Below are 19,598 nucleotides of genomic sequence, written 5' to 3'. Positions count from 1 at the left end.
GGCTACGTTCCGGATCTTGTCCGATACCGCCGTGGTCAACGACGAAAGCCGTTGGGGCGAGCGGCTTTGTAATCGATAGCCGCCCGCCGTCGAATTGCGAACTCAAGCGAGCGTGCGGACCTTAGATTCGCGGTCCCAATAGCGCTTCGTCGCAGCCTTTACGAAAGCATCGAGTTCGACCACACCGTCGTCCGGCTCGACACCAGCTTTGTCGAGCAGCGCCTGGGCTCCCGGATTGTGACCGATGGCCTTGAGATGGCCGAACGCATCCATGACCCATTGTACGGCTGCGCCTTCCTTGACCAGCTTCGCACACGCCTCTGCCGCAAGAAGTACGGCGCAGGCATCGACTGTCACAGACGGCTGACCGAACAGCTGGGCATCGGCCTTTAGTTTCGTGCCATCCGATAGCGGGACTGCGCCGACCTTCGGCGCAATCGTGATCGAATGACCGCCTGCCTTTTTGACGGCATCCCTGAGTTTCTGCAGGTCTTTCGCGTCGCTGCCGTCCGCCAGGAGTATCCCGACGGTCCGCCCTTCGAGAGTGTGCTTCTCCAACGGGCCACGGATGACCCGTAAAGCGGGCGACGGCTCCATATCGATCACCGGCGCGCTGGTCGGCGATGCGTCGGGCAGATCCATTGCCAAGCCGTCCGCGACCCTCTTGGCGAGGGCTTCGTCGACGTTGCGCAGATTGGCCATCGTCGCCAGGCGGACATGCTCCAAGGAGACCTTACTCAGCTCAAACACGAAGGCCGACGCGATGTGCGCCTGTTCGGCGGGATCCATCGATCGCCAGAATAGTCTCGCCTGGCTGTAGTGGTCCGCGAAGCTCTCGGGGCGGATCCGCAGCTTCTGCCCCTGTTCTTCGGACGGAAACGTCTTGAACCCGTTCTCGGGATCTTCGCGCGGGCCGCCGATTTCGCCTGCGAGATGCAGGCTGTTCGGCTCATAGTTGGCGCGTCCCTTCGGCACCTGCATCTGCATGTGCCCGTCGCGCTGCATGTTCAGATACGGGCAACCGCCCTCTCGCCCCTTGGCCTGGTTGATGGGGAGCTGGTGCCAGTTTGTAGTGCCGAGCCTCTTGATCTGCGTGTCCTGGTAGGAGAACAGCCGCCCCTGCAGAAGCGGATCGTTCGAGTGGTCGATCCCCGGCACTATGTGGCTCGGGCAGAACGCCACCTGCTCGGTCTCGGCGAAGAAGTTGTCGGGGTATCGATCGAGAACGAGCTTCCCGATGATCCGGACCGGTAGAACCTCTTCGGGAATGATCTTCGTCGCGTCGAGCACGTCGTAGGGCTGGCTGTTGGCGAACTCTTCGTCGAAGAGCTGAACGCCGAGATCCCATTCGGGAAAGTCGCCGCGTCCGATCCGTTCGAACAGGTCGCGCCGCTGGAAGTCGGGATCGGCTCCAGCAACCTTCACGGTCTCATCCCAAATGGTCGAGGCCATGCCGGCCTTCGGCTTCCAGTGGAATTTGACGAAGGTGGATTTACCCTCGCCGTTGACGAAGCGGAACGTGTGGATCCCGAAGCCCTCCATCGTCGCAAAGCTGCGCGGCAGCGTGCGATCCGACATGATCCACATGGCCATGTGGGTGGTCTCGGGCATCAGGCTGATGAAGTCCCAGAACGTGTCGTGCGCGGTTGCGGCCTGTGGATAGCCGCGGTCGGCTTCCATCTTCGCCGCATGGATCAGGTCAGGAAACTTGATCGCGTCCTGGATGAAGAAGATCGGAATGTTGTTGCCGACGAGATCCCAGTTGCCCTCTCGGGTGTAGAACTTGACGGCGAAGCCACGCACGTCGCGCGGATTGTCGACGGATCCCGCACCGCCAGCGACCGTCGAGAACCGCACGAAAACATCGGTCCGCTGGCCCTTCTTCTGGAAGAGATCCGCCCGAGTGATGTCGGACAGCGACTGGGTGCACTCGAAGTAGCCGTGGGCACCGGTGCCGCGGGCGTGCACGATCCGCTCAGGGATGCGCTCGTGGTCGAAGTGGTTGATCTTCTCGCGATAGACCTCGTCCTCGAGCAGGACGGGACCGCGATGGCCCGCCTTCAGTTGGTTCTGGTTGTCGCTTACCGGAACGCCGTGGTTGGTCGTCAGGACCGGGTGGTCGGCATCAGTAATTTGATGCGTCTCCCCACCATGGCCGGTAATGCGGTCGGTGCTGTCGCTCATGAAGGTCCTCGCTGGCTTCGACCCGCAAACCTTCCGACGGCCAGCTAGTTTCGCATTGGACGAGTTTTTGTCTGAAAGGCCCGATCAGGACGAGATGCTTCGTCGGGCCCTGATCCGGTGGGGTTGGATCGCCGACTGCTTTAAGTCTGAAATGTCGAGCCGATCCGCGCACTCACGATCGGAAAAGGGCAATCCATGGCTTGAAGTGCGTTTTCCTGTGAAGCCGAGCTGCTTCGGCAGCTCGGCTTCACAGTTCGATCATGCGGCGGTGAACCGAGCGGACTTTTTTGCCTTCAATGGTCCGTGCCCGGTCGGTTGGGTCTGGGCGCCTCTCCATGATGCTTAGTGAAGCTGGAACGGTCGGGATCGCCTTTCGCCTTTGCGACGCGACCGCGCATGACACTCGCAACCACCACGACGATGATGAGCGTTGCGATTGCTAGGACGATGATCAGGATAGAGTTGTCCATGGGTTTCCTCTCAATGGTTTTGAGAGGAATTCGACCTACCAGCAGCCAAGTTCCCGGCGGCCCGGTGGCGCGCGAATAAATGAATCTGAAATATTGCCGTCCGTTTCACGACCTCGGTTTGATGTCCCCCAAAGCATCAAAGACGATCCGGCCAACGCCGGACCGCCCTTGTTTCAGCTTGGCGTCAGTTGTTGCCACCACCGCCGCCCGTGTTGGGACGCCCGACTTCCGGACGTTCGGCATTTCCGGATGCGCCAGGATTGTTCGAAATCGTACCCGACCCCAAGCCGCTGCGGGGAACCTCCGTGTTCGAGCCGGGACCGCCATTTTGAGGTGATGACGGGGCCGTACCCAAATCCGTGCCGGCGGGGCTAGTGGTTTTTGCGGGCGGCGTCTGGGCCAAGGCCGGAGAGGCAATGGCGAGAACGAAGGCGGCAGTGAGAAGTCGGTTCATGGCTAATCCGCATTTCGGGAGCAAGGCGGGTGAGACGCTCCAACGGATGCGATGTCCTATTGTTCGTGCATATCAACGAGACGTGATTGCGGTTTTCGGGAGTGACCCGACGTCGCCGTACCGATCGGTAGCGATACCCCGCACAGCTATTGAGGATGCTTTGACGCCGGTAGCCCCGATAATCGGCAGGCGCGCTCGTTCTTCGTCGGCCACGCGAAGAACGCGACCTTCGCGCCTCCTTCCACCCCTACCGCAGGGTGGCCGACTCGCCGGGTTTGAGATGGCGATCCTCTCCGTCCGGGCCGCCGGACGAGACATGGTTGTTCAGACGCTCCAGGTGCTCGAAGGCGTGTTCGAAGGCGGCTGTCACGGCTTGTTCGAAAGAGCCATCATTCTTGCCCTGGGCGCTCTTCAGGGCGCCCAGCAGTTCGCGGTGCTTCTCGACATCGGTCGTCATGGTGTCCATCCTCGTCGCCGGAGTGGCTTCGATGGCCAATCTTCCGGGCGGGTCACGGTTCCTGGGCCGAACCAAAAGCCAGTCATCTATCGCCATATTCGGCGTATCGCGATCGGACCGCCGCGGGCCTGCGCGGCGACGGCTGGAGCCTTCCCCGTTCGAGCTGCGAGATGTCCGAGGCAAGTCTAGCCTCCAGTAAAACATGAGGACCTGGAACGTCCCTCGCACCCGACCAGCGCGTCGACGAGCTCATGGACTGTCGCGACGTCGTCGAGTCGCTCAAGCTGCTCCTGAGGGCTCTCAAGCGCATTCGGCCAGCCGAAGTGGGCATTCAAGCGTCTTCGCGCGGAGTCACGCTGAGTTCGGCCCAATCGAACTCCTGCTCGAGGACGTAGTAGGCATCGTCCCCGATCAACCCGTCCCTGCGCATATGGAGAACTCGGTCCCGGGCCGCGGTAATTGCCCGACGGCGAGCCGCGTCGGCGGGCAGACCTTCGGAAGCTAGCCCCTTCTCGTCGATCTCTGCTTCCTCGAGAGCGGTCCGAAACTCTTGACGCAAGACCTCCGCGCCTTCGGTTTCATCGCCATCGAGGCTGTCGATCGCCGCCGAGTAGGCTTCCGCTCGGCCCCAGCCCACTTCGTGCCCGACGGGATCGTCGTCCTCGAGACGTAGCCACGCCAGTAGGGGCCGCAGTGTGAGGCCCTGAAGCACGAGCGTGCCGATGACGACGCTGAAGGCGGTCAGCACGATCAAATCGCGGTAGGGAAATCCGGGCCCTTCATCGGGGAGTGCGAGGGCGGTGGCGATCGTGACGAGCCCGCGCATCCCGGCCCAGGCTACGGCAAGACCCGCCATCGGTCCTAGATCCGGCGAGCCGAGCCGTTCGTGCGCCAGACCCCTCTCGAACTCGGTCCCAACGCCAAGCACCGAGCTCTTGCCCGTCGCACCTCGGCTGAACCCGATCCGTCGGATGCCACTTGCCGGAACGACCCAGGCGATGCGCACGAGGACGACGGTCACCGTCACGGCGCCGGCCACGAGCCCATACGAGAGCCTTTGCTGCGGCCCGAGCCCTTCCAAGATCGGTCCGATTTGGTTGCCGATGAGGACGAACGCCAGCACGTTGAGAACGAAGATGGCCGTATCCCACACGGCATACGAGACGATCCGCTTGCGCGGGCTGGTCTGTTCAGGTGCGTGCCGGGCGACCGTGATGGCGTAACTCACCACCGTGAGGACCCCGGATAGTCCGAGGCGCTCGGCGACCAGCCAGATGCCGAAGGCGAGCACGAACTGGAGGACGATGGTCGTTGCCGGATCTTCGAATATCCGCATCAACCGGAGGGAGATCACACCGAGCACCGGACCAGCGGTCAGGCCGCCGACGACGCCGATCAAGAACGCCGGCCACAAATCTGAGGGCACGAGAGTTCCGCTCGCGGCAGCGGCGACCCCGAGCCGATAGATGAGCAGCGCGCTTGCATCGTTGAGCAGGCTCTCGCCCCGCAGGATGGTGGCGAGACGATGCGGCAGGTTCACGTGCCGCAGGACCGAAAGCGCAGCGACCGCATCAGGCGGAGCGACGACAGCCCCGAGAACGATCGCCGCCGAGATCGGGACGTCGGGGACGAGCACCTTCACAACGACCGCCACAGCGATGGTCGTGACGCCGACGGCGCCGAGCGCAAGGCCAGCAATCGGGCGCCAGTTCGCTCGCAAATCCCGTAAGGAGGTGTCGTAGCCCGCATCCAGTAGGACCGGCGCTAGAAACAGCGCCAACGCGAGCTCTGGATCGAGCTTTAGGTTCGGTACGCCGGGCGCGAACGCCAGTCCGACACCACCCATTGCGAGGAAGGCCGGATACGGAACGCCGCATTTTCTCGCGAGCGCGGCAAGCAATACCGCTCCAAAGAGAACTCCGACAATCCACTCGAACACGAACATGGATGCAGAGATAGCGCGCGATCACGCCGCCGCCCCAAGCCGCCGACAGTTCGTCGAAGGCGTACCCGGAGCCCTTCCTCATGGGCCGGAGGGTGGATTGGGCGACCAAGACGTCCGCGACCGTCACGCCAATCCAAATTGCCGAGGCAAGCAGACCGAAGACCAAGGCGCCTGCCTCCGGCACCGCCGTATCAACTACTGCAAGATAGCCCAGCGGAAATGCGTGGGGGTTCGATGAGCCGGTTTCTGCCAACCATCGCCGTTCAGGTAATCAAGCCGGTTCGTGGATCGGACAGCCGTTGAAACGCTGCCGGAACTCCGCGGAATGCTGGTAGGTCGCATTCCGCGCCCGATTGATGTTGCCAAGCGGACGATGCGCTACGAGCCCCGTCCAAATGCTGAAGCGCATGTGCTCGTCGACGGCATCGACGCGCTCCGAACTCCAGCTGTCCTGAGGCTGCACCCTCACAGTCGCGACTTTCACGAAGGGCGCCTCGTCCTCGTTCCACTCGATCGTCGGATCTTCGACAGGTTGGCGCTTGAGGTCGCGGCACAATTGAACCCGAAACTCCCAGACGCCCTCGATACCTTGCATCTCGGATTGCACGGTCTCGCGGAGCGCGTTGGGACGGCCCGTAGCATCGATCGAGTTGCCCGTCCGTGCGGTCAGGCTGTGCGAGACGGGCGCTAGTGAGAACTTCGCGATGTGGTCGCCATACCGGAACGGGGTGACGCTGTAATATGTCTCTCCGAGAGGGTCGACGTTTGGAGCTCCACCGAGCGAAGCAATGGCGGGACTTTCGACCCCAACGGCTTGCAGTGCCTTATTGACGCCGCGCAGAACCGAGGACGCCGCCACCTTCACGCGCTCAATCCGGTCCGTAGTCTTAGCTAGCAGCTTTAGGCTTCCCAGAAACTTCTCGGCGTCCGGGGCCTGGAAGACGTTGCCATTGACCATGATGAAGTTCTGAGTTGTGCCCTCGGCATCGGGCAGGCGTTCGCCCGGCACGTCGAGCACCTTCAAAGCGAGGCCACGGGGAAGCGATACCGCGTCGGGCAAGATGTCGCCGGCGTTCGTTGATAAGCGCATGAAAACCTTGTGCTCGCCCGACGTGGCGAACATGCCCTGTGCGAGCTCCAGCGGCAGGTCGGCTTCGACGGTCAGCGTGCCTTCGAGGATGCCATGCGCCTTGGCATGAACGGCGCGGACCGCGTGGCCGGAATCGTCGGCCACCGTCTGAAGGATTGTGTCGAAGGTCTGGTTCAACTGTTCGATGGTCTGGCCTTCACTCGGCTTCACGTCCTCGACATCGGGGCTGTAGCGGACGGGAGCAGCCAAGGTCATGTGTTTCACCTTCGTTCAACTTCCAGGTGAACCTCTCGCTTGCCTTCCTGTTCCGGATGCCGATCGAGTGGGAACGTTGGACGGCCCCTGTGATTGTCGCGGCATATGGCGTCTCGCACGCCAGCCATTTCGCATCTCGGGAAGACCGTCATGAGCCTGCAAGGCAAGAAGATCGCCATTCTCATCGCGCCGCGTGGCACCGAGGAGCCTGAATTCGTGAAGCCGCGCGAGGCCGTCATGCAAGCCGGGGCTACCGTTACGGTGATCGGGCTCGAAGCAGGCGAGGCCGAGACTGTGAACGGCGACCTCGATCCAGGCGGCCGCTACGCAGTTGATGCCGCCATCGAAGGGGCCTCAGCATCACAGTTTGACGGGCTCGTCATTCCCGGCGGCTGCGTAGGAGCCGACAAACTCAGAGCGAGCAAGGACGTCATCGCCCTCGTTCATGACTTCGTGGCTCAGGGCAAGCCGATCGGCGTGATCTGCCACGGCCCATGGACGTTAGTCGAAGCGGATGTCGTTCGAGGTCGGAAGTTGACCTCGTATCCGACTCTGCAAACGGACATTCGCAACGCCGGCGGCGAGTGGGTCGACCAGGAGGTGGTTACCGACCAGGGATTGGTGACGAGCCGCAACCCAAAGGACTTGCCAGCATTTTGCGCCAAGATCGTCGAGGAATTCTCGGAGGGGCGCCATGCTGGGCAGGCTGAGAGCGCCTGATGAGGCGCCGGGGCAGCCCCGGCGGCCTACTCATCGTCTGAATTCATGCATTTCTTGATCGGAACGATTTGTCGCATTGGGGTCGGCCGAGTTCTCGACATCCCCTCGACTTCATTGGATTCAGCTTCGGGAACGAAGATCGGCTGAGCTGAGCGCTCGAAGATTTGGGGTCGCCACCATAAGGGTAGGTCGAAAGCCGGGAGCCGGGTACGGTCGCTCGCTACAATGGTACGCCGCAAGCTGCCATCCCGATTTTGGCCAGTTAAGCCGTTCATCTAATGCCCAACTCGGTCGCTCTCAAACTGATTTAGTAATTCTGAGGTCGATCATTTTGGGGCAACCGGCATGCCCGACAAACCTCAATCATTCCATGAGACCATCTACCGGGGTGCAAATTGTGCCATTCTCCGCGGCGCGATATGCGACCGGCATGACGAAGCCGACCGCCGACCAGATCGCCACCCTCGGTGCCGCGTTCGAGGCCTTCGTGCGGCGCTACAAGCTCGCCGGCGCGGGAACCTCGGACAAGCCGCTGAACGAGCTCGACGTTCAGACCCTCCTCTTCGTCCTACGGCACCCCGATAGCGGGCCGACCGACATCGCGCGGTTTCTCGGGCTGCCCGTAACCACCATCTCATCGGCGACCGATCGCCTAGCGAAGAGCGGGATGCTGGAGAGGCACCGTATCGAGGGCGATCGTCGCGCCGTAGCGCTGCGCTTGTCCGAGGATGGAGCCAAACGGGCACGCTCGCACGTTGAGGCCTACAACTCGCTCAACCGGATGATGCTCGAACGGCTCGCACCGGCCGAGCGCGACGCCTTCATCGGCATGGTGACGAAAATTGCATACGACGAAGATTGAATAATCCGAAGTTCGTCATATCTGCTGGTCGCGCCTGCTTCGCCGGGCTCAGCACGCGGAGGACGTACGATGACCATCAGGGTCAACGGGACTGAGGTCGCCTCGCCCGACGATGCACGCGTTTCCCTGCTCGATCATCTGAGAGAAGGGCTGCATCTGACCGGCACCAAGGTCGGCTGCAACCAGGGAGCCTGCGGCGCCTGCACGGTGCTGCTGGACGGCCAGCGGGTGCTGTCCTGCCTCACCCTCGCAGTGCAGGCCGACGGGCGCGAGGTCACGACCATCGAGGGCCTGTCCGAGGGAGATGGGCTGCATCCGCTCCAGAGCGCCTTCATCGAGCACGACGGATTCCAGTGCGGGTACTGTACGCCCGGCCAGATCTGCGCGGCATCGGCGATGCTGCGCGAGTTGGCGGAAGGTGTTCCGAGCTACGTAACGGCCGACCTCGCCCAGGAGCACGTTTCCGTCTCGCGCGAGGAGATCCGCGAGCGGATGAGCGGCAACCTCTGCCGATGCGGCGCGCATAACGGCATCGTCGACGCGATCTTCCAGGTTGCGACGGAGAAGGCCGCATGAATCCCGTCTCGTATCAGCGCGCCTCGTCCTTGAGCGAGGCGGTCCAGATGGCCGAAACCAGCCGTCTGCTCGGCGGGGGCACCAACCTCGTCGACCTCATGCGCAAGGGCGTGGAGCAGCCCTCCCGGCTGACCGACGTCACCGCCTTGTCGGCGGCGATTGAAGAGACCGGTTCGGGTGGCCTCCTAATTGGGGCTGCCGCGCGAAACAGCACAGTCGCGGCCCATCCGCTCGTCCGCACCCGCTATCCGATGCTGTCGCGTGCCATCCTGGCAGGCGCCTCGGCCCAGGTGCGCAACATGGCGACTGTCGGCGGCAATCTCATGCAGCGGACACGGTGCCTTTACTTCGCCGACGTCGCCGGCTCCCGCTGCAACAAGCGAGAGCCCGGCACCGGATGCGACGCCGCGGGCGGCTTCGACCGCTACCACGCCATCCTCGGCGCCTCCTCGGCCTGCACGGCGACACATCCCTCCGACATGTGCGTGGCCCTGGCGGCTCTCGATGCGAGCGTCCGCATCGCAGGTCCGGCCGGCGAGCGCACGGTGCCCCTGGTGGATTTCCATCGCCTGCCTGGAGACCGGCCCGACCTCGAGACCGTGCTCGAACTGGGCGAGGTCATCGAGACCATCGAGATCCCGGCCTCACCTTTCGCGGCCCGGTCCGGCTACCGGAAGGTGCGTGACCGCGCGAGCTACGCCTTCGCCCTCGTCTCGGTCGCCTCTGGGCTCACGCTCCGCGAAGGCCGGATCGACGAGGCCCGCATCGCCTTCGGAGGCGTCGCTCCCAAGCCCTGGCGCGCCCATCGGGCCGAAGCCGCCCTGCGCGGCGCCGTCCCAAGCGCGGAGGCATTCATGGCTGCAGCGGCTCTGGAACTCGCCGACGCCGCCCCGCTCGCCGGCAACGCCTTCAAGATCGAACTGGCCAAGCGCACGCTCAGTGCCGTTCTCACGGACCTCACGGGAGACGATCGATGAGCAAGGTTCAGAACGCCATCGTCGGCTCGGTCCGGACGGTGCTCGGATGGATGCCGTCCCAGTGGCTGCCGGGCGGCACGCCCGATCCCCTGATCGAACGCCGCGCCGCCATCGGACGGCAGGCCTCACGCCTCGACGGCCCCCTGAAAGTCGCCGGCCGGGCACGGTTCGCGGCGGAGGTGGCGGCAGAGCGGCTGTCCTACGCCACTTTGGTCCATAGCCCGATCGCCCGCGGACGGATCACGCAGCTGGACGCCAGCGCGGCGGAGGGCGCGCCCGGCGTGATCCTGGTGCTGACCCACCGCACCATGCCGCGGATCGAGAGCCCGGCCCTGATCTCGATGAGCGACTTCTCGGCCGTCGGGAACAGCGACCTGCCGATCCTCCAGGATGCCGAGATCCGCTACAACGGGCAGGTCGTGGCCGTGGTCGTCGCCGAGAGCCAGGAACAGGCCGACCACGCCGCGTCGCTTCTCGCAATCAGCTATGCGCGCGCCGAACCGGCAACGCGGTTCGAGGAGGCGAAGGCCAAGTCGCGGACACTGGACTCGCTCCTGATCGAGCGGAACCACGTCTCGGTCGGCAAGGCGGAGCGCGAGCTGGCTCAGGCGGCTTATTGCGTCGACAACCTCTATCGGACGCCTTGGCAGAACCACAACGCGATCGAACTCCACGCTCTGACGGTGTTCTGGGAGGGCGAGGATGCACTGACCGTGCACGATGCGACGCAGATGATCGCGCCGAGCGCCGCGGTTCTCGCCAAGATCTTCGGGCTCAAGAAGGATCGGATCCGCGTGCTCTCGCCCTTCGTCGGCGGCGGGTTCGGCGGCAAGGGCCTGTGGGATCACCAGATCCTCGCGATCGCGGCCGCGCGTATCGTCGGGCGCCCCTTGCGGCTCGTGCTCAGCCGGGAGAGCGTCTACCGCATCATCGGCGGTCGCTCGCCGACGGAGCAGCGCGTCGCCATCGGCGCCGATGCGGACGGCCGTTTCACGGCGCTCATCCATGGCGGCCATTCGGTGATGCCGACCTACGGCGCTTGTCCGGAGGCCTACACGCTCGGATCACGCGCGCTCTACCGCGCGAAGAGCTTCGAGATCCTGCAGCACCATGTCGACCTCGACGTCGTCCCGAACACCTTCATGCGCGCGCCGGGCGAGGCGATCGGCAGCTTCGCGCTGGAAAGCGCGGTCGACGAACTGGCCCACAGCATGGGCATCGACCCGATCGAGCTCAGGCTTCGCAACGAGCCGGAACGGCATCCGATCTCGGGCGCGCCGTTCTCGCAGCACGCCCGGCGCCAAGCCTTCACGGACGGAGCCAAGCGCTTCGGCTGGGAACGGCGGGTACCGGAGCCGGGTGCGCGACGCGACGGCGAGTGGCGGATCGGCATGGGCTGCGCCACGGGCAGCTTCCCCTATGCACGCATGCCGGGAGCCTCCGCCCGCATCACCCTGCGCCGCGACGGCTCTGCAGTCGTCGCCTGTTCGGCCCAGGAGATGGGCATGGGCACCTCGACCGTTCAGACGCAGCATGCCGCAGACCGTCTCGGCCTGTCCGTCTCGGAGGTCACCTTCGAACTCGGCGACTCTGCGCTTCCCGCCGCCCCGATGGCCGGCGGCTCGTCCCAGACGGCTTCGGTCGCGGGTGCGATCATTGCGGCGGCCGAGAAGCTCGTCGGCGAACTGGTGCGCCTCGCCGGCAACGACAGCCCGATCGCCGGCCTGCGGGCAGGGGAGGTGCGTCTCGTCGACGGAGGCGTCGGCTCGATCGAGGATGCTAGGCGGCATGAGGCCTATAGCTCGATCCTGGCCCGGGCCGGGCGAGACGAGATCTCGGTGACGGCGACGGGGAAGCCGCCGCTGGAGATGCTGAAATACGCCATGCACAGCACCTCCGCGGTCTTCTGCGAGCTGCGCGTCAGCGACGTGACCGCGGAGATCCGGGTCGACCGGCTGCTCGGCTCCTTCGATTGCGGCACCATCCTCAACCCTCAGACAGCCACCAGTCAGTTCAAGGGCGGGATGATCATGGGGCTTGGCCTGGCACTGACCGAAGAAACGTTGTTCGACGAGCGCAACGGCCGCATCATGAACCCGTCGCTGGCCGACTATCACATCCCGGTCCATCTCGATGTGCCGGAGATCGAGGTGATCTGGACGGGCATCCCCGATCCGCGCTCTCCCCTCGGCGCGCGCGGCATCGGCGAGATCGGCATCACCGGGGTGGCGGCCGCTGTCGCCAACGCCGTGTTTAACGCGACTGGCAAGCGCGTACGGGAGTTGCCTATCACACTCGACAAGCTGCTGTAGGCCCCGACCCTTTCTCAAGGGCTCGCAGCAATGCGAGCATAATTGACGAGGTTGGGTTGAGAGCAGCCCGCGCCGAGATACCCACTCTGAAGTCTGGAAACCCGAAAGCTGCCGGTCAACTTTCGGCCATCCGCCGCTTTGAACGCGCTGCCATCGTTTTTCATCTCGCTGCCGGCGCGGGCCGGTTGGGAGAACGACGATGGGACATTCCGAAAATGATCCAGTCTTCAAAGATCGCCGAGCATGGAACGCGGGCCGCAAGCTCGGCGCCAAGCGTGCTCTAAAACCGCAGCAGGTCTGGGCGATCCGCTTCTGGCTCGATCGCGAACAACGCGTACGGGATCGTGCAATGTTCGATCTGGCGATCGACAGCAAGCTCCGAGGCTGCGATCTCGTCAAACTCAGGATCGGCGATGTCGTGAGCGGCGGTCGCGTCCGCGCACGCGCCATCGTCATCCAGCGCAAGACTGGCCAACCCGTACAATTCGAAATCCTCGAGCCGGCCCGCACCAGCGTCCTGACTTGGCTGGAATGCCGAGGCGGCGCACTCGACGACTACGCGTTCCCAAGCCGGATCGATCGCACGGACCACATCAGCACACGGCAGTACGCCCGCTTGGTCGACGAGTGGGTGACGGGCATCGGCCTGCGACGTGAGGACTACGGCACGCACTCGCTGCGGCGCACGAAGGCGTCGCTGATCTACAAGCGGACCGGCAACCTGCGCGCCGTGCAAATCCTCCTTGGCCACACCAAGATTGAGAGCACAGTGCGCTACCTCGGTGTTGACGTCGAAGATGCTCTCACCTTGGCCGAGGCGACCGAGATTTGATGTGAGGCTCCTCGACGCCTGATCGAGGAGCCCTCAAACACTGACAGCGGGATCGCGCAAAAACTCGTCAGGAACTCGGCTCGTCGAATGCTCAAAAGCGGTCGTTCGATCGAGAGCTCAGTGTGGTAAAGTGGCGGACTGCCCCTTCGTCACATTTTTTTGGGATCCCGACTTCGGTGCCCACTCAGGATCCGACTTCGGGCCATCCGAAGCATCCGTGGCTCCCCGAAGTTGACCGGGTGCGATGTCCGCGACGCGCTTCCATTTCTGCGAGGCACAGAAGACCAGCATGCAGCCCTTCACCGTCAGGGTCGACGGTTGCTCGCTCCAGACCGTGACGTCGTAGGATTTGCCGTTGTCGGCGTTGTAGATCTTGCCTTCGAAGTGTCGGTCCTCGTTCAAGGCGAGACCGAGCAGCATCTGATGGCCGAGTTGCGGCCGTGCCTGCTTCTTCGGGTCCGGATTGAATTTGTCGACCTTGGGCTGGCCGGTCTCGTCGAGAGGCTTGCTGCCCCATACGATGAAGCCGCAGAGCCGGCTGTTCTCCGATCCGCAGGGCTCCGTCCTCACGCGAGCGCGTCCATCTTCGGTCAGCCACGTCCCGAACGGCTCGGCAGCACGCGCAGGCTCCACGCACGTGCAGCCATAGGCGGCGATCGCCGCCAACGTCGCCGTGGCAAAACGAGAGGTGATCAGGGTCATGCGGTCTCCGCGGATTCGCGATCGGAAGGACACCCTTCCGCTTCAGGACATGGTTCGGTCTGATGCACCGCAGATGCCGTCCGAGGTTCCGGCCAAGCCGGCATCGATCAGAGCGAGGAGTCGGGCGATGGCAGGGGACGGGTCGTAGGCCGCCGCCAATGCACGCTCCACGACGATGCCCTTCATGAAGCTCGATACCGCCGCGTAAAGCGCCTCAGGCTCGCAGTCGGGCGACGAAGCCAGGGCTGTCAGAGCATCCACGAACCAGATCCGGGCTTCTGCCTCCGAGCGCTTGTGCATCTCCGCAATGACCGGATTCCGCGTGGTCTCCGCCCAGATCTCGAGGCGCAATATGGCCGCCTCCCGCGTCATCGACGAGAAGTACTGGGCCAGCAGGCCTTGAAAGGCTCCTCTGCGATCATTGGTTTTTTCCAGCTCGCCCAGGATCGCGATCCCACGTTCGCGATCACGGTCCGCCAGGCCGACGACGATGGCCTCCTTCGATGGGAAGTAGCGATAGAAGTTGCCGGCGCTCATGCTCGCGGCTTTCGCAAGATCCAGCATCGTGGTCCTGTGAAACCCGTTGCGGACGAAACAGGTCTCGGCAGCATCGAGGATGTGTTCGCGGCGAGCTGTCTGGCCGTCGCGCGCGTCCGCCGCACTGCGCGCTGCCTCTCCCATCACGCGCCCTTGCCGCCGGGGCCGTGACTGGGAAGACGGTTCTGGTCCTTCGCGGACATCATACCGCAAGCCGGGCGATCCGAGCCGAACTCGGCGCAGGAGCGGGCCTGCCAGCTATGCGGGCCTGCCCCCGTCCAGGCCAGGATCGATAGCCATCCCACAACCACAGCGGCCGAAAGCGACAGGTTGATGGGCGTGCAAACAGCCCCGACGGCCTTCAACGTGGTGACGAGATCGGATTGAGCCGCCGCAGGTCCAGCACCAGGGTTGGTCCAGCTACCGTCGAATGAATTTCCCACGCGGTCACCCGAGTCAGAATACCAGAATGAACGTTCGTTCTCATAGCAATGAACATTCATTCTCGTCGAGTGCGCTACCACACTGCGGCTCGCTCGATGCCCACCAAACCGCCTCTGAGGCTGCTGTCGGTTCGCTGTTGGAAAACGGCGATGAGCAGGAGCGATCTGCCGAGATCCCTGTGATGGGCTGAGCGTAGGTCACCGTCGAGACGACGTCGGTCGCCACGATGGCCTACACCGTGAATTTCCCGAAATCGTAGCCGATCAGGCCGCCGACCGCGAAGCGGCCGGCGCGACCTCTCTGCGTGCCGAAGTTGCTGACCGTGGCGCTCGGGCGGGCGGTTTCTGAAAGCGCACGTCCGTCCTCCAACGAGAGTTGATCGATTTTTGCGGGGCAAGCGTGTGCAGTCAGCCGCGAAATGTCAGCACCAACAATGCGCCAAGCCCAAGGATGGCGACTGGCATCTGAAGCGGGCGCAAGCGTGCGAAATGCAGCGGGGCCTCGCCGCGTCGAGCAGCTATCGGATCGAGTATCGCAATACCGCCGTAGCCTAGGATCAAGAGAGCCAACGCCGTGCTGGGCTCGTTGCGAACGGCCGCTGCAAGCGCCAGGAAGCCGAGGCTGAACAGGCCGAACATCGTAGAGAGCTGAGCCGGCCGCGGACCGCCCTCGGTCCGGAAGCTGACGCCTCGGCGCACGCCGGACAAGAAGACCAGAATGGCCCCGCCCCACAGGGTCGTCAGCATGATGAAGCCTTCACGGATCTCGCCCACACACCACCAGGCGAGAATGGCTCCGCCGACGAAGGGCACCATCGGCCCGAAGCCCAGCACGACGCTCAGCCAGGGGACCGCCCGAGGTTCACGCGCCGTGATCGTGCGTCCGTCGGGCTTCTTCGTCGCGGTCAAATGAAGGGTCGTCCACCGGTGACGGCGATCGTCGCGCCGGAGGTATAGCTTGCCTCATCGGAGGCCAGCATGACGTAGGCGGCCGCCAGCTCCCGCGGCTGTCCGGCCCGGCCCATAGGCGTATTTCCACCGAAGTTCTGAACTTTCTCGGGCGGCATGGTCGACGGGATCAATGGCGTCCAGATTGGTCCAGGAGCGACACAGTTCACCCGGATGCCTCTGTTGGCTAGGATCTGGGCAAGACCTGCGGTGTAGTTGTGGATCGCGCCCTTCGTGGTTGCGTAGGCAAGGAGCTGCGGACTCGGCTGGTCGGCGTTGATCGACGTGGTGTTGATGATCGACGCGCCCTCGCGCATGTGCGGGAGAGCGGCCTTCGTCAGGTAGAACATCGCGTGGATATTCGTCGCGAAGGTGACTTCCCACTCCTCGTCGCTGATCTCTTCCGGGCTTGAGAACGTTGCCTGATGTGCAGCATTGTTGACGAGCACGTCGACCCGACCGAATGCGCCGACAGCCGTCTCGACAATAGCGCGACAATGCGCAGCGCTCTTGATATCGCCGGGCACCAGCACCGCCGTGCGCCCCACCTCCTCGATCAGACGGCGTGTTGCCTGAGCATCGTCCTCTTCGTCGAGATAGGAGACGAGAACGTCCGCGCCTTCCCGGGCGAAGGCGATGGCGACTGCGCGTCCGATACCGGAGTCGGCGCCGGTGATGATGGCCTTCTTTCCCTCCAGGCGACCCGATCCCCGGTAGCTGGTCTCGCCATGATCGGGCTGCGGCCGCATCGCTGCGGTCGAGCCGGGCATGCGTTGCTGCTGCTCGGGGAAGAGAGGAGTCCCATTCTCGGCCATGTCGCTGTCCTCCGAACGGCCAAGACGCGCCGTCCTGCGGGCAACCGAACGGCGCACCAAAAGATCACGCCGCTGTCGGACTGTGTGGGTGTCAATGGGCCGACGCGCCTGCTGCCCTCAAGCGGGATTGGCCGTGGTTGCCCTATCAACCGGCGCCGTATCCACCTTTGCGATTGTCGGACGGCTTCTCGGTCCGCTCCCGATCGACCGACGAGGGTGCCGTCGGTCCACTGGTCTCGGGAGGCGTCTCTTGCGATCGCCTGGGCACGGTGACGTTCTCGTCAGCCTCGACATCCCGGTCGCTTTGAATGCGTTGGGCTCCGCTGCCCACGGGCGTATGCAGGCCGGGATGCTGCTGCTCATCATTCGGATCGCTGTCCTCGGTGCGACGCGGCATCTCGTCGTTGGACTGGGGCAAGGTTTCCTCCTCGTATGACGCACCAGCCTTCATCGGAGGCTGTCTCCGGCAACCCGGCCGGATCCGGTCAGTTCGCCCGGTAGGAAGGCACAAAACCAAGAGTATTGTCCGCGAACGAAGAAGCCCGCCGCGGCGAACCGAGCGGGCTTCACACTCTCATGCGCTGCAAGCGATGGTCAGCAGCCATCGTCCTTGCCGACGCCCTGGGCGGCGCCAGCGTTATTCATGGCGCCGACAGTGCCTGGGGACGCCGGTTGATTGCCGCCCGCCGTATTCTTCGAAGCAGGATCTTCCTTGCTCTTGTCGGTCGAAGCTTGCTGGCCCACGCCTTGGCTCGCACCGGCGTTGTTCATTGCGCCGACAGTGCCAGGCGACGCCGGCTGCTGACCGCCAGCTTCGTTCTTGCTCGACTTGTCAGTGGCCGAACTCTTGTCGTTCGAGGCAGAATTTTCTGGAGTTTTGCCTTTCGTCGAACCGGTATTGCAGGGAGCGGCCGTAGCGACAGACAGAGACATCAGAAGCGCGAGGGCGCTCGCGGCGAAAGCCGATTTCATGTGTTTCCTCCGGTTCATTGAGCCGGGGCAATCAGGCAGCCCCAGTCAGAGTTCCCGGCAAAACAACAACGAGCGGCCTGACCGAACTCCTCAGCGTTCCCGATGCGAGGAGATCTGCGGCGGCATGAAAAGGGACGATGCCCGTCGCTGGATTGATCGCGAGGGATACGGGCAACGCCTGCTTGTCTATTCTTCGTCAGACAGCGGGGTCCCTCGGAACGCGTCGAGCGTGTCCGACGCCTTCAGTTTTACCGGCGCACCAGTCTTGGCGCTTTCGTAGATTGCTTCCATCAGCATCTGGTCTTGCAGGCCCTCCTCGCCGGGAGTATGCGGCTTGCGACTCTGCAGGATGCATTCGGCCATATGGTCGAGCTCGGCCGCACGCAGTTCTTGCTGTCGCGGCCGCGCCGACGGCGCGAAGCGTCGCGGGCTCCAATAGATGCGATGTCATATTCTCCGTGAATATCAACGAGACGTGATTGCGATTTTTGGAAGTGACCCGACATCGCCGTACCGATCAACGTCTTCATCCTCGCGCGACGGTTGGACCTCCGTCGTCCCGGAGCGCTGCAGCAGCCACGCACTAGAGAAATTGAGCATGGACCGGCCGCAAGACGATTAGCGTCCTCCGGCCGGTCGCGCATCGGCTATTCGACAGGGGGCACCACCGCTTCCGCGGCGCGCTGGCAACGAACACGTCCATAATGCGCGCGATGACGCACTCACGAGAGGGTTCGCTCGCAATTCAAAGAGATCGCGGCGCCGACCGCTCGCAGGCGATGAACGTCGAGTCGCAACACTGATCACCGATCTCGCCCGGAGCGGAACAATTCATGGCTCACGCCGCGTTCTCCCGCGAAGCCGAGCTGACTCGGCCAGCAGAGCGATCCTTTCCCGACGATGCTTGCTTATTTTGAAGAGGCGCCGACGACGACGTCTTCCACCCTCGCCGACACTGAATCCGTCGTCGCTGCTGCGGCGACGCTCGACAATGATCTCGATTGCCATGACGCCTTCCCTACGCATGCATTTGAGCACTTCCGCCGAAACGGGCTTCTGACGGCTCCGCTGCCCATCGAACTTGGAGGGGCGAACCTCTGCGAGGCGAGCGAGACCGCAGCTTTGCGCGACGTGCTGTACCTTGTCGGACGCGGCAGCCTCGTCATGGGACGGCTCTACGAGGGCCATGTGAATGCGCTCGCCCTCGCGCTGCGATACGGAAACGCGGAAACACGAAAGCAGGTGTCGGCTGACGCGAAGGCGGGCCATCTCTTCGGCGTCTGGAATACCGAGCCTGCTCAAGGCAGTTTGTCGATGACGCGGCATGGCGGAGCACTGGAGCTCGCCGGGTCCAAATGCTTCGCCTCTGGCGCGGGTCATGTCACGCGTCCCCTGGTCACGGCGCGGATCGATGACGGGCGGCGCCTGATGTTGATCGTGCCGCTCGAACCGGGCGTACGCGCCGAGACTGAAACCTGGCGGGCCCAGGGGATGCGGGCGACTGCAACCGGCACCGTGGACTTCTCTGGATTGCAGCTCGATGTCGGGGCGATGGTCGGCGAGCCCGACGACTACATGCGCCAGCCGTTCTTCTCATGCGGCGCCTGGCGCTTCCTCGCTGTGCAGTGTGGCGGTATCGCCGCCGTGTTCGAGGCGCTTCGCATCCATCTTGTCACGACAGATCGCGGTGGCGATCCTCATCAGCGTGCCCGGCTTGGTGAGGCGGCGACGCGGGTCGAAACGGCACGGCTCTTCGTCGCGCGGGCAGCCGAAGCTGCCGCCGCGGCGGAGGCCGATCCGGAGGCCGCCATTGCCTACGTCAATCTCGCACGAGGCGCCGTCGAGCGATCGGGGCTGGACGTGATCGAGCTGGCTCAGCGCTCCGTGGGTCTGTCGGGCTTCCTCGAGACGCATCCGCTGGAACGCCGCGTTCGCGACCTCGCTACCTATCTGCGTCAGCCGGCGCCCGACCACGCCTTGGCCTCGGCGGCCGGCTACGTTCTTAATGAGGCGGGAGCCTTCCACGCGCTCTGGCAGAAACTCTGAC

General features: G+C 63.9%; 21 protein-coding genes. 7 read left to right on the top strand and 14 right to left on the bottom strand.

The window, feature by feature from the left end; translation table 11 throughout:
* Nucleotides 1-102 precede the first annotated feature (102 nt).
* The 5 genes from HCU64_RS23200 to HCU64_RS23180 all read right to left on the bottom strand — a co-directional run bounded on the left by HCU64_RS23200 (nucleotide 103) and on the right by HCU64_RS23180 (nucleotide 6,855).
* A complete protein-coding gene (locus tag HCU64_RS23200; protein WP_233386711.1) occupies nucleotides 103-2,184 on the bottom strand; it encodes a catalase in 2,082 nt (693 codons plus the stop codon).
* A 293-nt stretch (nucleotides 2,185-2,477) separates the two neighbouring features.
* Nucleotides 2,478-2,654, bottom strand: coding sequence for a hypothetical protein (locus tag HCU64_RS23195; protein WP_233386709.1), 177 nt, complete (start codon nucleotides 2,652-2,654; stop codon nucleotides 2,478-2,480).
* A 701-nt stretch (nucleotides 2,655-3,355) separates the two neighbouring features.
* Complete coding sequence (locus HCU64_RS23190) at nucleotides 3,356-3,565, bottom strand: hypothetical protein (protein ID WP_233386708.1); 210 nt, start codon at nucleotides 3,563-3,565, stop codon at nucleotides 3,356-3,358.
* Between the two features lie 331 nt (nucleotides 3,566-3,896).
* Nucleotides 3,897-5,510: a cation:proton antiporter gene (locus tag HCU64_RS23185; protein ID WP_233386706.1), complete on the bottom strand. Its 1,614-nt coding sequence runs from the start codon at nucleotides 5,508-5,510 to the stop codon at nucleotides 3,897-3,899.
* 271 nt (nucleotides 5,511-5,781) lie between these two features.
* Complete coding sequence (locus tag HCU64_RS23180; RefSeq protein WP_233386705.1) at nucleotides 5,782-6,855, bottom strand: catalase family protein; 1,074 nt, start codon at nucleotides 6,853-6,855, stop codon at nucleotides 5,782-5,784.
* A 150-nt stretch (nucleotides 6,856-7,005) separates the two neighbouring features.
* On the opposite strand from HCU64_RS23180, the gene HCU64_RS23175 reads away from it, so the two are divergent.
* The 6 genes from HCU64_RS23175 (at nucleotide 7,006) to HCU64_RS23150 (ending at nucleotide 13,134) form a co-directional block, all read left to right on the top strand.
* Nucleotides 7,006-7,575, top strand: a complete 570-nt coding sequence (locus HCU64_RS23175) for a type 1 glutamine amidotransferase domain-containing protein (protein WP_233386704.1) — start codon at nucleotides 7,006-7,008, stop codon at nucleotides 7,573-7,575.
* Nucleotides 7,576-8,005: 430 nt separating this feature from the next.
* Nucleotides 8,006-8,437 carry a MarR family winged helix-turn-helix transcriptional regulator gene (locus tag HCU64_RS23170; RefSeq protein WP_233386703.1) on the top strand — a complete coding sequence of 144 codons (432 nt, stop codon included), beginning with the start codon at nucleotides 8,006-8,008 and terminating at the stop codon, nucleotides 8,435-8,437.
* A gap of 69 nt (nucleotides 8,438-8,506) precedes the next feature.
* A complete protein-coding gene (locus HCU64_RS23165; RefSeq protein WP_233386702.1) occupies nucleotides 8,507-9,013 on the top strand; it encodes a (2Fe-2S)-binding protein in 507 nt (168 codons plus the stop codon).
* Nucleotides 9,010-9,990, top strand: coding sequence for an FAD binding domain-containing protein (locus HCU64_RS23160; protein ID WP_233386701.1), 981 nt, complete (start codon nucleotides 9,010-9,012; stop codon nucleotides 9,988-9,990). Before HCU64_RS23165 ends, HCU64_RS23160 begins: the two co-directional genes overlap by 4 nt.
* A gap of 50 nt (nucleotides 9,991-10,040) precedes the next feature.
* On the top strand, nucleotides 10,041-12,302 hold the full coding sequence (locus HCU64_RS23155; RefSeq protein ID WP_233386751.1) for a xanthine dehydrogenase family protein molybdopterin-binding subunit: 2,262 nt from the start codon (nucleotides 10,041-10,043) through the stop codon (nucleotides 12,300-12,302).
* A gap of 199 nt (nucleotides 12,303-12,501) precedes the next feature.
* Nucleotides 12,502-13,134, top strand: coding sequence for a tyrosine-type recombinase/integrase (locus HCU64_RS23150; protein ID WP_233386700.1), 633 nt, complete (start codon nucleotides 12,502-12,504; stop codon nucleotides 13,132-13,134).
* Nucleotides 13,135-13,251: 117 nt separating this feature from the next.
* On the opposite strand, the gene HCU64_RS23145 is transcribed toward HCU64_RS23150, so the two are convergent.
* The 9 genes from HCU64_RS23145 to HCU64_RS23105 form a co-directional block, all read right to left on the bottom strand.
* Nucleotides 13,252-13,836 (bottom strand): DUF2147 domain-containing protein, encoded by a 585-nt coding sequence (locus HCU64_RS23145; protein ID WP_233386698.1) that lies wholly within the window; start codon nucleotides 13,834-13,836, stop codon nucleotides 13,252-13,254.
* 42 nt (nucleotides 13,837-13,878) lie between these two features.
* Nucleotides 13,879-14,517, bottom strand: a complete 639-nt coding sequence (locus HCU64_RS23140; RefSeq protein WP_233386696.1) for a TetR/AcrR family transcriptional regulator — start codon at nucleotides 14,515-14,517, stop codon at nucleotides 13,879-13,881.
* Nucleotides 14,517-14,816 carry a hypothetical protein gene (locus HCU64_RS23135; RefSeq protein ID WP_233386694.1) on the bottom strand — a complete coding sequence of 100 codons (300 nt, stop codon included), beginning with the start codon at nucleotides 14,814-14,816 and terminating at the stop codon, nucleotides 14,517-14,519. Before HCU64_RS23135 ends, HCU64_RS23140 begins: the two co-directional genes overlap by 1 nt.
* 232 nt (nucleotides 14,817-15,048) lie before the next feature.
* A complete protein-coding gene (locus HCU64_RS23130; RefSeq protein ID WP_233386691.1) occupies nucleotides 15,049-15,186 on the bottom strand; it encodes a hypothetical protein in 138 nt (45 codons plus the stop codon).
* Nucleotides 15,187-15,224: 38 nt separating this feature from the next.
* On the bottom strand, nucleotides 15,225-15,725 hold the full coding sequence (locus HCU64_RS23125; protein ID WP_233386689.1) for a DUF3429 domain-containing protein: 501 nt from the start codon (nucleotides 15,723-15,725) through the stop codon (nucleotides 15,225-15,227).
* A complete protein-coding gene (locus tag HCU64_RS23120) occupies nucleotides 15,722-16,579 on the bottom strand; it encodes a glucose 1-dehydrogenase (RefSeq protein ID WP_233386687.1) in 858 nt (285 codons plus the stop codon). Before HCU64_RS23120 ends, HCU64_RS23125 begins: the two co-directional genes overlap by 4 nt.
* Before the next feature lie 145 nt (nucleotides 16,580-16,724).
* A complete protein-coding gene (locus tag HCU64_RS23115) occupies nucleotides 16,725-17,030 on the bottom strand; it encodes a hypothetical protein (RefSeq protein WP_233386686.1) in 306 nt (101 codons plus the stop codon).
* Between the two features lie 143 nt (nucleotides 17,031-17,173).
* Nucleotides 17,174-17,551 (bottom strand): exopolysaccharide production protein YjbE, encoded by a 378-nt coding sequence (locus HCU64_RS23110; protein WP_233386685.1) that lies wholly within the window; start codon nucleotides 17,549-17,551, stop codon nucleotides 17,174-17,176.
* A gap of 186 nt (nucleotides 17,552-17,737) precedes the next feature.
* Complete coding sequence (locus HCU64_RS23105) at nucleotides 17,738-17,938, bottom strand: Gfo/Idh/MocA family oxidoreductase (protein ID WP_442786006.1); 201 nt, start codon at nucleotides 17,936-17,938, stop codon at nucleotides 17,738-17,740.
* A gap of 513 nt (nucleotides 17,939-18,451) precedes the next feature.
* Here HCU64_RS23105 and HCU64_RS23100 point away from each other — a divergent pair.
* Nucleotides 18,452-19,597 (top strand): acyl-CoA dehydrogenase family protein, encoded by a 1,146-nt coding sequence (locus tag HCU64_RS23100; protein ID WP_233386683.1) that lies wholly within the window; start codon nucleotides 18,452-18,454, stop codon nucleotides 19,595-19,597.
* Nucleotide 19,598: the final 1 nt, after the last annotated feature.

This window comes from Methylobacterium sp. C25, assembly GCF_021352225.1.
Classification (GTDB): Bacteria; Pseudomonadota; Alphaproteobacteria; order Rhizobiales; family Beijerinckiaceae; genus Methylobacterium.
Note: the sequence above shows the minus strand (reverse complement) of the source record. Positions and strands in the feature narration are given on the sequence as shown.